14 protein-coding genes are annotated in these 14,197 nt (G+C 42.4%); 8 read left to right on the forward strand and 6 right to left on the reverse strand.

What is annotated here, in order from left to right:
- Positions 1–6 precede the first annotated feature (6 nt).
- From PSU72_RS12300 to PSU72_RS12310, 3 genes are all read right to left on the reverse strand, one after another.
- Positions 7–681 (reverse strand): OmpA family protein, encoded by a 675-nt coding sequence (locus tag PSU72_RS12300; RefSeq protein ID WP_300432874.1) that lies wholly within the window; start codon positions 679–681, stop codon positions 7–9.
- 296 nt (positions 682–977) lie between these two features.
- A complete protein-coding gene (locus PSU72_RS12305; RefSeq protein WP_300432875.1) occupies positions 978–1,463 on the reverse strand; it encodes a hypothetical protein in 486 nt (161 codons plus the stop codon).
- Positions 1,464–1,631: 168 nt separating this feature from the next.
- Positions 1,632–5,510: a DUF3683 domain-containing protein gene (locus tag PSU72_RS12310; RefSeq protein ID WP_300432876.1), complete on the reverse strand. Its 3,879-nt coding sequence runs from the start codon at positions 5,508–5,510 to the stop codon at positions 1,632–1,634.
- A gap of 203 nt (positions 5,511–5,713) precedes the next feature.
- Here PSU72_RS12310 and PSU72_RS12315 point away from each other — a divergent pair, with 203 nt between their 5' ends.
- The 3 genes from PSU72_RS12315 to PSU72_RS12325 are packed head-to-tail and all read left to right on the forward strand — an operon-like array spanning position 5,714 to position 7,474.
- On the forward strand, positions 5,714–6,220 hold the full coding sequence (locus PSU72_RS12315; RefSeq protein WP_300432877.1) for a TlpA disulfide reductase family protein: 507 nt from the start codon (positions 5,714–5,716) through the stop codon (positions 6,218–6,220).
- A 22-nt stretch (positions 6,221–6,242) separates the two neighbouring features.
- Complete coding sequence (locus PSU72_RS12320) at positions 6,243–6,653, forward strand: CopD family protein (protein ID WP_300432878.1); 411 nt, start codon at positions 6,243–6,245, stop codon at positions 6,651–6,653.
- A gap of 23 nt (positions 6,654–6,676) precedes the next feature.
- On the forward strand, positions 6,677–7,474 hold the full coding sequence (locus tag PSU72_RS12325; RefSeq protein ID WP_300432879.1) for a hypothetical protein: 798 nt from the start codon (positions 6,677–6,679) through the stop codon (positions 7,472–7,474).
- Between the two features lie 65 nt (positions 7,475–7,539).
- Here PSU72_RS12325 and PSU72_RS12330 read toward each other — a convergent pair whose 3' ends face one another.
- Positions 7,540–8,043, reverse strand: coding sequence for an SRPBCC family protein (locus tag PSU72_RS12330; RefSeq protein ID WP_300432881.1), 504 nt, complete (start codon positions 8,041–8,043; stop codon positions 7,540–7,542).
- 213 nt (positions 8,044–8,256) lie between these two features.
- Between PSU72_RS12330 and PSU72_RS12335 the strand changes: the two genes are divergently transcribed.
- The 5 genes from PSU72_RS12335 to PSU72_RS12355 all read left to right on the forward strand — a co-directional run bounded on the left by PSU72_RS12335 (position 8,257) and on the right by PSU72_RS12355 (position 12,270).
- Positions 8,257–8,820: a TetR/AcrR family transcriptional regulator gene (locus PSU72_RS12335; RefSeq protein ID WP_300432882.1), complete on the forward strand. Its 564-nt coding sequence runs from the start codon at positions 8,257–8,259 to the stop codon at positions 8,818–8,820.
- A 76-nt stretch (positions 8,821–8,896) separates the two neighbouring features.
- Complete coding sequence (locus tag PSU72_RS12340) at positions 8,897–9,850, forward strand: carbohydrate kinase family protein (RefSeq protein ID WP_300432883.1); 954 nt, start codon at positions 8,897–8,899, stop codon at positions 9,848–9,850.
- A 115-nt stretch (positions 9,851–9,965) separates the two neighbouring features.
- Entirely contained in the window at positions 9,966–10,418 is a 453-nt protein-coding gene (locus PSU72_RS12345; protein ID WP_300432885.1) for a glycine zipper 2TM domain-containing protein, read from the forward strand.
- A gap of 178 nt (positions 10,419–10,596) precedes the next feature.
- Complete coding sequence (locus PSU72_RS12350; protein ID WP_300432886.1) at positions 10,597–11,397, forward strand: GNAT family N-acyltransferase; 801 nt, start codon at positions 10,597–10,599, stop codon at positions 11,395–11,397.
- A 27-nt stretch (positions 11,398–11,424) separates the two neighbouring features.
- Entirely contained in the window at positions 11,425–12,270 is an 846-nt protein-coding gene (locus PSU72_RS12355) for a lysophospholipid acyltransferase family protein (RefSeq protein WP_300432888.1), read from the forward strand.
- Here PSU72_RS12355 and PSU72_RS12360 read toward each other — a convergent pair.
- Together PSU72_RS12360 and PSU72_RS12365 are read right to left on the reverse strand one after the other, a co-directional pair.
- Positions 12,259–13,095: a symmetrical bis(5'-nucleosyl)-tetraphosphatase gene (locus PSU72_RS12360; protein WP_300432889.1), complete on the reverse strand. Its 837-nt coding sequence runs from the start codon at positions 13,093–13,095 to the stop codon at positions 12,259–12,261. The two genes, PSU72_RS12355 and PSU72_RS12360, sit on opposite strands and share 12 nt — an antisense overlap.
- Positions 13,096–13,192: 97 nt before the next feature.
- On the reverse strand, positions 13,193–14,104 hold the full coding sequence (locus PSU72_RS12365) for a c-type cytochrome (RefSeq protein ID WP_300432890.1): 912 nt from the start codon (positions 14,102–14,104) through the stop codon (positions 13,193–13,195).
- Positions 14,105–14,197 lie beyond the last annotated feature (93 nt).

A 14,197-nucleotide genomic window follows, 5' to 3' on the forward strand; every position in this document is an offset into this window, starting at 1 on the left:
AGTTTATTACTTATTGCTTGCTGGTGCAACGGCAGGTGCAGGCTCTGCAACAAAAATCTCTACACGACGATTTTTAGCTTTATTTGTCGCAGTATCATTTGCCACCAATGGCTCGCGCGAACCGCGACCATCAATCGTAATGCGGCTGCTGGCAATTTTTCTGCTCGTTAAATAATCACGCACGCTAGCGGCACGGTTCAATGACAATGGGTTATTCACGGCATCGCTACCAGTGCTGTCAGTGTGACCAATAATAGTCACGTTACTATTTGGATTAGTCACCAAACCATTCGCAAATGTATCTAATATCGCTCTAAAGTTAGGTTGTACATCCGCACGACCTACGGCAAACGAAATATCACTTGGAATATCTAACTTCAAGCGATTATCAGCAGTCTGCGTTACAGCAACGCCAGTTCCAGCTGTAGCCTCTTCCATTTGTTTTTTCTGCGCTTCTTGACGCTTAGTCCAAACATTACCCGCCACACCACCTGCAGCAGCACCAACCGCAGCACCAATCACGGCACCTCTTGTATTACCTGCGATTGCACCGACTACTGCGCCTACGCCAGCGCCAATTCCCGCACCTTTAGCTGTACCCTTTTGGGTCTCAGTCATATTGGCACAACCGCCCAATGTAAACGCAACTAGAATAGAACTCAAAATAAGTTTATTACGCATATAACTTCCTTTACTAATGAAACAACTATTGGTTAACCAACCGAATTAACTATTCATTACTTAGATCAACCGTTTAAAAATGAAATAGAGAATTTGAGAGTGATTTTAATTATGAACTAGATAAAAAAATATTTATGTTGGCTAACGCACACAAGAGAATTAGTTTAACAACATTAACTCAGCAAAGATGTTAACTAAACGTAAAGAATCGTAATTAATTTTAGACAGTTTGAATACTTAATAAGGAAGAGCAAAACCGAAAGCCAATAGATTGCGACTTTCGTCAGAATGACGGTTTAATTTGTAAATTTAATTAGAAATTTTAAAAACTTATATTTGCTAGTATTAAAGTAATTATTAAGAAAAAAACTAAGTTTAGTTTGAACTTTTAATTTTTTTCTTTCAAATTCAACCACTTTCCCATTTTTAACAAACTCAATATATTGTCCATGCAGCATTTGAGTCACTATAAGAGAATATGGTGCAAACTCACCGAAAATTTTATCTCTATAAAATTGCCGAATAAAATCATCGAGATTATTTGAAACAGTTGATACCCAATAGGTATTCTGGTCACCTTCTTTAAACCAAAATATGTATTCACCTTTTCCAACAACCATGTGATAACGATTTAATGCTCTGATTTGTTCCGGCGCGTACGATTCTTTTAAGTAACATACAGGCAAATCTCTTGCAGCAAAAACCTTCGGGGGTAAATGCAATGAGTGATGAGCACACCTAAATGCTAAGTTAAAGAGACATAATCGAATCTTTTGAATCATTAATTAATGTCGTTAATTGAAAGAGCGCATTAAATAACTACTTGGTTAAGTCTTTGTTACATACCCACCAAAATCCAAATGCTCGGCATTTAGATGCCGGTGGATTTTGGTGATTTTTATTCATTTCTTTCACTATTTTCAGATGAGTTCTCGTGAAATAAACATCATCTACAACAACACCTTCTCAATCCCACCGTTATTCACTCGCGCTACATATTCCTGCATCCAATTTTCACCAAGAATATGCTTCGCCATCTCAACAACAATGTAGTCTGCCTCAATACCAGTGTCTTCACCATAACGAGACAAGCCCTGCAAGCAGCTTGGGCACGAAGTCAAAATTTTCACTTTTTCTTCAGGATTACCTACCGTTAGGCCCATTTTACCCATGCCTTTTTCCAGCTCTTCTTGCTTACGCATTTTCACCTGCGTGGCAATATCTGGGCGCGCAACAGCAAAGGTGCCGCTTTCACCGCAGCAACGGTCATTCAGTTGGACGTCAGTGCCCATAAGTTTATTGGTCACCTCTAAAGGTTTATAAGTCTTCATCGGCGTATGGCAAGGGTCATGATACATATACTTAGTACCAGTAATGCCTTTCAGCTTCATGTCCTTTTCCATGAGATATTCGTGAATATCTAACAGTCTGCAACCTGGGAATATCTTTTCAAATTCGTATTTTTGCAATTGATCCATACACGTACCGCAAGACACGATGACAGTTTTAATATCCAAGTAATTCAGCGTATTGGCCACTCGATGAAACAGCACACGATTATCCGTAGTGATTTCCTGACCTTTATCGTGATTACCACTTGCTGTTTGCGGATAGCCGCAACACAAGTAACCTGGTGGTAATACGGTAATTGCACCTACTTCATACAACATCGCCTGCGTAGCTAATCCTACGTTTGAGAACAAACGCTCAGAGCCACAACCAGGGAAGTAGAACACCGCTTCTGAATCTTCAGTCACAATTTTAGGATTACGAATGACTGGAATCATTGTGTCATCTTCAATACCCAAAAGTGCGCGTGAAGTTTTGGTCGGCATTTTCTTTGGCATTGGTCGATTGATAAAATGAATCACCTGAGCCTTGATTTCCGGCTTGCCGACAGTCGCTGGCGGTCTGATTTTATCTTTTAACAGATGAAATTTCTTAGCCAAGCTATGCGCGAAACTTTGCGCTCGATAGCCAATGGTGACCATAAAGGTGCGCATCAACTTAATCGTTGCAGGGTCTTTAGCATTCAAGAACGCCATACCCAAAGCAGTACCCGGATTGAATTGCTTCTTACCTTGCTCGCGCAGGAAGTTACGCATAGCGACTGAAACATCGCCAAAGTCAATATCCACTGGGCATGGGTTTAAGCACTTATGGCAAACCGTACAATGGTCTGCTACGTCGTTAAACTCATCAAAGTGTTTCAGTGAAATACCGCGGCGCGTTTGCTCTTCATATAAGAAGGCTTCAATCAATAAAGACGTGCCTAAAATCTTGTTTCGCGGGCTATACAGCAAATTAGCCCTTGGTACATGTGTGGTACACACAGGCTTACATTTTCCGCAACGCAAACAGTCACTGATTGAGTCTGCAATCTCGCCAATGGCTGATTGCTCCATAATGATAGACTCTTGCTCAAGCAAGCCAAAGCTAGGCGTATAGGCATTCTCTAGCCCTGAACCTGCCATGAGTTTGCCTTTGTTAAAGTGACCGTTTGGATCGACTTTATTTTTATATTTGGCAAATGCTTCAATCGTTGAAGTTTCTAAGAACTCCATTTTAGTAATACCGATGCCATGCTCACCTGAAATCACGCCATCTAAGCCCTTAGCTAGCGCCATCACTCGCGCCACAGCTGTGTGCGCTGTACGCATCATTTCGTAATCATCAGAATTCACTGGAATGTTGGTGTGCACATTACCGTCACCCGCATGCATGTGTAAGGCAATGAATACGCGACCTTTAAGTACAGTTTTGTGAATTTCATCACAACGATTCAGTATTTTTTGATACTCACGACCTGCAAATATATCCGCCATTGGGCGCTTAAGTTCACGCTTCCATGAAATACGTAAATCGTAAGACTGCACAGCACGGAACACATTTTCATACTGACCGAGTGGGTCGCCAAGCTGACCCAGCACATTCACTGGCTCATCCAATGTATTCAAAATCATGCGCCATTTAGCACGTAAATCGCGTAGCAACTGTAAAGCAATCAATTGTTTTGATTGCACCATCTGCGCATCTGCGTTGCCATCTTCATCAGCTTGCAGAGGTAAATCACCTTGCATAAATGCTTCTAAAGCATCTAGCAGTTGCAGCTTGTTATTGATAGACAGCTCAATATTGATGCGTTCGATACCGTCTGAATAATCACCTAAACGAGGTAATGGAATCACCACGTCTTCGTTAATTTTGAAGGCATTGGTATGTTTGGCGATGGCGGCGGTACGGGCACGATCAAGCCAGAACTTTTTACGCGCTTCAGCTGAAACAGCAATAAAACCCTCGCCGTCGCGTGCATTACACAAGCGAACGATGTGCGAAGCCGCTTCACCCACTGCATTTTCATCGTCGGAGGCAATATCAGCAATCAACACCATTTTAGGGCGTTGTTGACGGGCAGCTTTGGTCGCATAACCAACGGCCTTGATATAGCGTTCGTCCATGTGTTCAAGACCAGCCATTAACACTAGCGGATCTTTTCTCGCAGTCGCGTCTAAATAATCTTTGATTTCAACAATGGCAGGCACAGCGTGCGATACATTGCCAAAGAACTCCAAAGCCACCGTGCGTACATGCTTAGGCATACGATGCAAAATAAATGTCGCAGAGGTAATTAAACCATCGCAACCTTCTTTTTGTATACCTGGTAAACCACTTAAGAATTTATCAGTAACGTCTTTACCCAAACCAACCTTACGGAAGCTAGGCCCTGCAATTTCTAAAATCTCCGGCTCTGCCAGCAAGGTTTTCATGTCTTCTGCGTAGCGACTCACTTTAAAACGCGCCATTGCAATATCATGAATTTTGCCTAGATTATGGTCTAAGCGTTCCACCTCAAGCCACTCAGCATCAGGTGTTACCATACGCCATGAGGCGAGATTGTCTAAAGCCGTACCCCAAAGCACTGCTTTTTTACCACCCGCATTCATCGCAACGTTACCGCCAATACATGACGCGTCAGCTGAAGTTGGGTCGCAAGCAAACTCTAAGCCGGCATCAGTCGCAGCTTCCATTGCACGACGTGTTACCACACCAGCACCACATTCAATGGTCGCCACTTGTCTTGCTACACCCGGCAAGGTACGCATTTGTACGCCAGTGTGTTGATCTAGCTTTTCCGTATTAATCACCGCAGACATAGGCGTCAGCGGAATGGCACCGCCTGTGTAGCCAGTACCGCCTCCACGTGGAATGACAGTAAGCCCTAACTCAATACAAGCGCGCACTAAGTAAGCAATTTCTTTTTCAGTGTCAGGGTTAAGCACCACAAACGGGTACTCAACGCGCCAGTCAGTAGCGTCTGTGACGTGTGAAACTCTAGCTAAACCATCGAACAGAACGTTGTCTTTACGCGTGATTTTCGTAAATTTAGCTAAGGCTTTTTTACGCAGATCATAGGTTTGACGGAAGTCATCCGCAAACTTATCAACCGCTTTTTTTGCAGCAGTGACCATTTTTCGCACTTTATCACTGGCGGTGCTACCCGTGTTGCGCTCATCAATCGCAGCAATGCGGTGATGCAACGCATCTATCAAAGCTTTGCGACGCTTAGGATTTTCTAACAAATCGTCCTGCAAATACGGGTTGCGGGTTACAACCCACAAATCACCTAGCACTTCAAACAACATGCGCGCAGAGCGGCCTGTTTTACGCTCGCCGCGTAATTCGTTTAAAGTTTCCCATATACCCTCACCCAAGAACCGAATAACGATTTCGCGGTCTGAAAATGAGGTGTAGTTGTAAGGAATTTCGCGCAAGCGCGTAGCAGGCTGTGCTTCTGCATGATGAATATTGCTATGTAGAGGTGCGTTCATTGTTTTTTTGATCAACGTCTTTTTTTGAGTAAATGTCTAGATAAATAGCTTTGCTATTAAGATAGGTGATTATAACATGTTGAATCACTGCAAATAAGCGCGACTGTTTTGTGGTTATTGAAGTTTTTTCTGACCCATTTTAAATCATTAAGTTGCGTATTAATTATGGCTTACTGCCACTATAAATAAGATAGACTATTTGCATGAATAATTTATTAAATAAATCACTAATTGCTGCCGTTATATTGATATTGCTAGGTTCTTGGGCAGCGCTTACCCACAATAGAAGCAACGCACCAGAAGTTACTTTTACCACCATTGAAGGTAAAAAAATCAGCATGGTGGACTTAAAAGGCAAAGTGGTATTAGTGAACTTTTGGGCAACCGACTGCCTAGCTTGCGTCACTGAAATGCCAGCATTAGTGGCTACGTATCAGCAATATCAACAAAAAGGTTTTGAAATCATTGCCGTTGCAATGCCTTACGACCCACCTGCACAAGTGTTAAATTATGCCACCCAAAAGAAGCTGCCCTTTCCCGTAATGCATGACGGGCTTGCAGAAATAACAGAAAAGTTTGGTAATGTTGATTTAACGCCAACGACCTTTATTTTTGATAAGCAAGGTAAGCAGTTACAACGTACAATTGGGGCATTAGATTTTGTTAAGTTAAATCAGTTATTAACTGCAGAACTTACTGCAAAAAATTGATGATGATTAAAGGATTTTATTGATGTTATGGGTTAAAGCATTTCACATTATTTTTGTCACCAGCTGGTTTGCTGGGCTATTTTACTTACCTAGGCTTTTAGTCAATCACGCCATGGTGACAGATACTGTAACATCTGAACGACTTAAGCTGATGGAACGTAAATTGTATCGATTCATGTTTCCGCTCGCAGTGCTAGCACTCAGCTTTGGCCTTTGGCTGTGGCTAGGCTATGGCGTGACAGGCAAATGGATGCACCCAAAATTAACACTGGTTGCCGTGCTTATTGCTTATCACTTTTATTGCGGAAAGCTAGTTAACGACTTTAAACATGATAGAAATACACGCAGCCATATCTGGTATCGCTGGTTTAATGAGCTTCCTGTCGTTGCGCTTACTCTAATCGTCATACTGGTTGTTGTTAAACCGTTCTAATCATTTAAAGGGTGATTTAAGCGATGGATATCTTCAATTCTCAGTGGTTACTTAATATGCTGGCTAAATCCAGCAAAACGCCACAAGGTCGCGTGCTCAGCCTGTTTGACATTTTAAATGACTGGCTTGCTGCACCTGACACGCAGATGACCATCACACAAACTTCACTAGAGAGTAGTCAGCTCATCGAGTTTTTAACAGCACAAGCTAAAAACTTAGGTGCGTCTAACCCATCCATTCTAGCTGAGCACATTGCACTGATTGCGCGTAATGCAGCACAGCAAGAAATCAATCAGCCTGGTTGCGGTAGTTTAATGCATGCTAAAAAAGCAGCGAATGCGCTGATTCTGGCGCAAACTCAAAATGAATGGGTTTGGTTAGAAAATCTACGCGATAAATTACCTGCTTTTACACCAAGCATGTCCAAGCCAGCCATTTATGGAGTAGCCGCAAGTTTATTTGTAATGATTGGTATTGGTTCAATTTGGCTACCCACACTTTTACATGCGCAAGCTAAGCCTTTAATCGCTAAATCTTTTAACAATGAAACTACAAAAGTGAGTGCTGCAATAAGTCCAGCGAATACTAGGTTAACAGCCCAAGAAGCAGCTGCGATGTATGCAAGATATGAGCAGATGCGTAATGGCACGTGTCAGTTTCCCGAAGCGATTCAGATTCCGGATAAAGATAAAGCAGTTTATTTAGAAAATGTAGTGGGTGGGAAAATACCAACCAATTTGAATGACTTGGCGATTGCCAATTCATATTTAGAAAAAGTACGCTGTAATTTCACGCCAATGTTAATGGCAAACTCTAGATAACTAAATCACAGTGTGGCAATGCTTTTACATCGCCACACCTGTTTTAAGTAACTATACTTCAGTAACTACTCTAGAATTTTCTTTAGGTTTGCTAAACCACCTTCGTAAACGCCACCAATAGCATCAGATGCTGCTTTTTCATCCGCAGGCGCTTTTGGCAAAAAGCTGCCTTCCCACACTACAACAGATTTATCTGCACCATTTGAATATACATGTAAGTTTGAAGCGTAACTAGTCACAGGCAATACGCCATCAGTAATGATGTAGCTCATCGTTTTACTTTTAGCATTGTACGCAGTTAATGTTTCATTAATCTTGCCGCCATCTTGCAATGTTAGCGTGCGTTTTGCACCTTTTTTACCTTCTGATCCAGCAACAATTTCCGTTTTTGCTACTGCTGGATGCCAAGCGCCTAAATCGCCAAACTTAGAAATCTTTTCCCAAGCAGTTGCAGCCGGTACATTAATGTTGACAGATTTAATGACATAAAGTGTTGTTGCTGATCCTGCGTTGGCATTTGCTGTAAAACCAATCGCTGCTAAAGATAGTGCTATAAGTAACTTACTCATTATAATTCTCCTAAAAAATATACAAATTGGTATATACATTTAACATCGCATTATTACAGTATAATTATTTATAATGTTGTTTTAAATCAACAATGAAAAACAATTAAACTGCAACCGTGAAAATAGTTTATCTTATATATACAGGTCTGTATATAGATTTTTTATTTATTTTGGTATAGAATCAAAATTCAAGTGTTAATTGGAGGCAATGCTATGTCTTCGCTAAAAAGTAAAATACTAATAGTCGCTACCGACCTCTTCCAAACGAGGGGTATAAATTCGACTGGCGTTGATACGATTGTCGCAGTTGCTGGTACAACTAAAATGACGCTCTATAAATACTTCACTAGCAAAGAGAATTTAATTCTTGAAGTGCTAGAAAAAGGTCATCAAGACTTTCAAAGCTGGTTGAGCGAGAAACTCAATTCCAACGCAAAAAAACCAAGCGAAAAACTACAAAAACTATTTGAATTTATTGAAGAGTGGGTAACATCACCAAACTTCCGTGGCATGGGATTCATTAAAGCTTCTGCAGAGTTTCCTAATGAAGAGAGCCCCGTACATCAACTTTCTTCAGAGCAATCACGCCAGTTTAGGCAATATATTAGTAGTCTAGCCACAGAAGCAAACATTCAAGACGCAGATGGCTTAGCACTACAACTCTCACTCATATTTGAAGGCGCCGTTCAGGCTGAACAGATGAAACGTGGCTCTGGCGCCATGAAGTATGCGAAAAAAGCCGCAAAAATATTAATCGACAGCTCACTCACAAATTAGCCTTAACATTAATTTGGCTTGCCTGTGCAAGCCAATACCTTAGATAATAGAATCTTTAATTTAATCTATTATTTTCATGAATACTCTTATTTGCGGTTCGCTTGCTTTCGACACCATCATGGTGTTTCAAGATCAATTCAAAAATCACATCTTGCCAGATAAAATTCATGCATTGAGTGTGGCGTTTTATGTGCCTGAAATGCGCCGCGAGTTTGGCGGTACTGCAGGTAACATTGCTTACAATATGCAATTACTTGAAGGCAATCCGCTCATCATGGCAACCGTGGGTGAAGACTTTTCTACCTACTCGCAATGGTTGAACCAAAACAAACTTAACACTACACATATTAGAACTATACCTGGCAGCTTCACAGCACAAGCCTTTATCACTACCGATACCGATGATAATCAAATCACCGCCTTTCACCCAGGTGCGATGGTCGAGTCGCACCAGAATAGCGTCAACGATGCTAAAGACGTAACTTTGGCAGTGATTGCCCCCGATGGACGTGATGGCATGTTTCAACATGCACGTGCATGTTTTGAAGCTGGCATTCCATTCTTGTTTGATCCTGGCCAAGGCTTACCGATGTTTGACGGCAAAGAGCTTTTAGAGTTTATTGAAATGGCCGATTACTTAGCGGTAAACGACTATGAGTCGCAAATCATTCAAGATAAAACTGGACTTGATTTAGACCAATTAGCACTTAAGGTAAAAGCCTTAATCGTGACGCTAGGCGGCGCTGGCTCACAAATTTATGCTGATGGTCAACGCTTTGACATTCCATGCGTTAAAGCCATGAAGATTGTCGACCCAACGGGTTGCGGTGACGCATACCGCGCAGGCTTGCTTTACGGCATTGCAAAAGGCTGGGATTGGCCAACCTGCGGCAGGCTAGCTTCGACTATGGGTGCGATTAAAATTGAAAGCCGTGGTGGGCAAAACCATAAACCTACGCGTGCTGAAATTGAAGCAATCTACACGCAAGCCCTAGTGGATGAAACAGCGCTGACTGAAAATTTAGGCTAATACACGCAACTATACATAACAATAAATAGTCTGAATTGATGTATTAGTTATTGGCATCGAAATTAAAGATATAGCACTAACAAAAATTAGTTAACAACATTTTAGGAGGCATCATATGAAAACAACAAGATTATTAGCCGTTGGTATATTGAGTGTATTTCTTGCAGCGTGCGCCAGCTCAAATTCTGGTAGCGTTTATAGCCGTGACGATGCACGTAAGGTGCAAACAGTCAGAACTGGCGTGGTAGAAAGTGTACGCTCAGTGAAGCTAGAGGGTACAAAGTCACCTATTGGCACAATCGCAGGCGGTGCAGTGGGAGGCATTGCGGGTAGCTCAATCGGCGGTGGCCGTGGTAGCGCCATTGCAGCAGTAATTGGCGCAGTCGCTGGTGGCTTGGCGGGCTCAGCAGTCGAAGAAGGCGTTACACGTAAGGACGCGTATGAAATCACTGTGAAACTTGATGGTGGCGCGTTAATCGCCATTGTACAAGAAGCGGATGAAGAATTTAAAGCTGGTGATAAAGTGCGAGTGGTTGAAAACAGCGGAGCCTCACGCGTTTCACACTAATTAGATTTACTCTAGTGACACATTAAGAGATGCAAGCTTCTTGCATCTCTTTTTTTTTATTTAAACTTTCGTTGCAACTCGTCGCTAAGAATAGACTGTCAACAAAAAGTCATATTTCTGTCATCTTTTTTTCACTTTTGTTCATTAAAGTCACCTTAAATTTAAGAGGAGACATTTAATGATAAATAAAGAGTTTTCAGCACTCGATATTACGCTCGGCAGCGCACTAGCGCTCAATCAAAAACTTGCACATGTAGCCACTCACGATCAGAAGCGACTTAGTATCAGCCTTGCGCACAGTCAGATAGAAGTTGAAGAAGCGCAACGTTTACGTTACAAAGTGTTCGCAGAAGAAATGGGCGCTCAGCTCTTAGGCACTGGCGGACTTGATGTGGATGGTTTTGACCAATATTGCGATCACTTAATTGTAAGAGATACTAGCACCAACCAAGTGATTGGTACCTATCGAATATTAAGCCCCTCAAAGGCGAACGAAGCAGGCGGTTATTACTCAGCTGCAGAATTTGATTTAAGCAGACTATCGCACTTATTTGACCGTACGGTTGAAGTAGGACGCGCATGCGTGCATCAGAATTATCGCAACGGTGGCACCATTACTATGCTTTGGGCTGGCCTAGCTAAATATATGCAAGTTCACAATTATGAATACATGATAGGTTGTGGCAGTGTGAGCATGGTAGATGGCGGCCACGCAGCGGCCAGCCTTTATCACAGGCTACAAGATGACTATCTATGCCCACTTGAATACCGCGTATTTCCACGCAATCCGCTGTTAAATGACTCTCTACGTACTGATATGCAAGTAGCTTGCCCGCCGTTAATCAAAGGCTACTTACGCCTTGGCGCTTACATCTGCGGTGAACCTGCATGGGATCCTTACTTCAACACGGCAGATATGCTGGTAATGTTGCCACTTAGCAGAATGAATACTAAATACGCTGCGCATTTTTTAAAATAAACTGCCTAGAAAAAGCCTCTAGAATAAATGATTAGTTTTGCAAGTGCGTTCCGTATAAAATATGGCGTATTGAAATCGATTAAAAACAACGCCATTATCATACCTACTAGAACCAGCAGACTCACCCGCTATTTTAGGGTTAGTCGTATTTTTTTACACACGTTGCTAGGAATCACATTAGCAGCATTGGTATTTCCGCTATCTAGCAAGTTGTTTAAATTAAGACTAATCAAATGGTGGTGCCGGCATTTGTTAGAGGCTTTCAACATTCGGCTTGTGAGTCATGGGAATTTACCGCCGCCCTATCAAACTGCGAGCAATATCATGTTTGTTGCCAACCATATTTCTTGGATTGATATTCATGCACTCAACAGCATTATCCCAACAAGATTTATCGCAAAATCAGACATTCAAAGCTGGCCGGTATTTGGCTACCTAGCAAAAAAATCAAATGTGTTGTTTATTTCTAGAGAGAAGCGTCAAGATGCCGCGCGCATTGTGCACGCGACTAACCGCAGCTTGTTAGATGGCGATACGCTTTGCTTGTTTCCAGAAGGCACCACGACAGATGGCACTGAAGTTAAGCCCTTTAAAAGCAGCATTATGCAAGGTGCAATTCATGCAAATGCTGTGATTTGGCCAGTTGCGTTCCGCTATCCTCTTAAAGATGGCAGCGCAAATACTGAGATTGCATATGCTGGCGAAACAACCTTAATCGAATCCATACAACTTGTATTGCAGCAAAAAGAAACTGTCGTTGAGCTGCATTTTCTAGTGCCAATAGCCACTGCTGAACTTACTGATATGGATAAAGATCGCCGAAAACTTACCTTACATATTGAGCATTTAATTAAAGATAAATTAAGGCTTTAACTTAAGCTTGATTGGTTTATCGAGTGGGTGTGATTGCACTTGTGTAATTGCTTTGGTTTCAAGGTTCATGGCAGTAAGCTGCCCTCCCCACAAACAACCTGTATCAAGCGCATATACATTCTGGCGCTGCTGCAAACCTAGGGCAGACCAATGCCCAAAGATTACATGTTTATCTTGACTTGCCCGATCTTTCACATCAAACCAAGGCACAAAACCCGCAGGAACATCTGCTAGTTCACCCTTAAAACTAAACTCCATCTTGCCCTGCTCTGTGCACACTCTTAACCGCGTCATGGCATTGGTAATCACCCGTAATCTATCCAAACCCAGCAACTCATCACTCCAACTATCAGGCTGGTTACCATACATATGTGCTAAGAAATTTAAGTAATCCTCGCACCGCAATACTGTCTCGACCTCTGCGGCATACGCAGCGGCTTGACTGCTCGTCCATTGCGGCAACAAACCCGCATGAACCATTAAGTACGATTCATTTTGATAAACCAAATGCTGATGTCGCAACCAATTTAATAAAATATCGCGATCTTCAGCCTGTAATATGGCATCTAAAGTATCGCCCTTATGCGCATTAACAAAGCCAGCCGCCACAACCAGCGCATGCAAATCATGATTACCCAGCACCACCTTTAGGCTATTTTGATGCTCATAGCTCCAACGCAGCACTTCAAGCGAGCCGCTGCCTCGATTGATTAAATCGCCCACCAGCCAGAGCTCGTCAACTTTTGGATTAAAACCAATACGTGCCAGCAATGCTTGAAAAGCATGGTAGCAACCTTGAATATCGCCTATTGCATATGTTGCCATTGATTAACCTTAATAAAAAAGCCACTTAACGATGTAAGTGGCTTCTTATTTTTTTACAATTGAACTAATTAAAACTAGATATTCGCAATCAGATTGATTAGAACCCTGCGCCAGCTTCATTCGCCATGTATTTTACTGCGCTTGCAACTTCATCATCACTCAAATCAGCATTACCGCCTTTAGCAGGCATCATACGAACACCTTTAACGGCATGAGTTACCAATGTGTCATGACCTTGCGCAATGCGTGGTGCCCACTGCTCTTTATCACCAAATTTAGGTGCACCCATCAAACCGCCACCGTGGCACATACTACAAACAGCTTTGTAAACCTCTTGGCCACTTTTACCTTTGCTTGCAGCAGGGGCTGCAGCTGCAACAACAACTGGCGCTGCAGCTTTTTCTACAACGGCAACAGCTACTGCTTTTTTCTCAACTGCTTTTGTTGCAGGTGCCGCTGCAGCCGCTACTGGAGCAGCCTCTGCGGCTTTTGCATCAGCAGGCGCAGCAGCTTTTGACGCTGGCGGCGTAAAGTTAGCCCCACCTTGATTAGCCATATACGCAACCGCATTTGCCATTTCACCGTCAGTTAACGCCGCATTACCGCCACGAGCAGGCATACTACGAATACCATTAATCGCATGGCTAATCAGCGTATCGTAACCTTGCGCAATACGAGGAGCCCATTGACCTTTATCACCAATTTTTGGCGAACCCATTAAGCCAGCTGCATGACACGCGCTACATACACCCTTAACAACTTCTTCACCACTTTTATCCACATGTGGGCCAGCATCAGCCACGGCAACTTCAACAGTTGCTACTGGCTTAATATTTTCTTCAACTTGAGCAACTACAGCTTGCGGCACTTCGGCTGCTGGCGTACCTACAACACTAGAGGTTTTTGCAATCAATGATATCAATAAGGTAAATGCTAAAATAGCACCCGGAATTACCAAGATTAATTGCTTGATTGTGGAGCCTTTATATTCATTATCGCTATTGCTCATAACAGTACATTCCCTAGTTTAGTTATCAGATACATATTATTAACATTATACCCACACTTTAACTTATGGCAAAAGGTCATACTCATTCAGGTA

Source organism: Methylotenera sp., assembly GCF_029945535.1.
Lineage (GTDB): Bacteria > Pseudomonadota > Gammaproteobacteria > Burkholderiales > Methylophilaceae > Methylotenera.

Coding starts and splice junctions, on each gene's coding strand:
- PSU72_RS12300 (WP_300432874.1), bottom strand. CDS start 681: ATGCGTAATAAACTTATTTTGAGTTCTATTCTAGTTGCGTTTACATTG.
- PSU72_RS12305 (WP_300432875.1), bottom strand. CDS start 1,463: ATGATTCAAAAGATTCGATTATGTCTCTTTAACTTAGCATTTAGGTGT.
- PSU72_RS12310 (WP_300432876.1), bottom strand. CDS start 5,510: ATGAACGCACCTCTACATAGCAATATTCATCATGCAGAAGCACAGCCT.
- PSU72_RS12315 (WP_300432877.1), top strand. CDS start 5,714: ATGAATAATTTATTAAATAAATCACTAATTGCTGCCGTTATATTGATA.
- PSU72_RS12320 (WP_300432878.1), top strand. CDS start 6,243: ATGTTATGGGTTAAAGCATTTCACATTATTTTTGTCACCAGCTGGTTT.
- PSU72_RS12325 (WP_300432879.1), top strand. CDS start 6,677: ATGGATATCTTCAATTCTCAGTGGTTACTTAATATGCTGGCTAAATCC.
- PSU72_RS12330 (WP_300432881.1), bottom strand. CDS start 8,043: ATGAGTAAGTTACTTATAGCACTATCTTTAGCAGCGATTGGTTTTACA.
- PSU72_RS12335 (WP_300432882.1), top strand. CDS start 8,257: ATGTCTTCGCTAAAAAGTAAAATACTAATAGTCGCTACCGACCTCTTC.
- PSU72_RS12340 (WP_300432883.1), top strand. CDS start 8,897: ATGAATACTCTTATTTGCGGTTCGCTTGCTTTCGACACCATCATGGTG.
- PSU72_RS12345 (WP_300432885.1), top strand. CDS start 9,966: ATGAAAACAACAAGATTATTAGCCGTTGGTATATTGAGTGTATTTCTT.
- PSU72_RS12350 (WP_300432886.1), top strand. CDS start 10,597: ATGATAAATAAAGAGTTTTCAGCACTCGATATTACGCTCGGCAGCGCA.
- PSU72_RS12355 (WP_300432888.1), top strand. CDS start 11,425: ATGATTAGTTTTGCAAGTGCGTTCCGTATAAAATATGGCGTATTGAAA.
- PSU72_RS12360 (WP_300432889.1), bottom strand. CDS start 13,095: ATGGCAACATATGCAATAGGCGATATTCAAGGTTGCTACCATGCTTTT.
- PSU72_RS12365 (WP_300432890.1), bottom strand. CDS start 14,104: ATGAGCAATAGCGATAATGAATATAAAGGCTCCACAATCAAGCAATTA.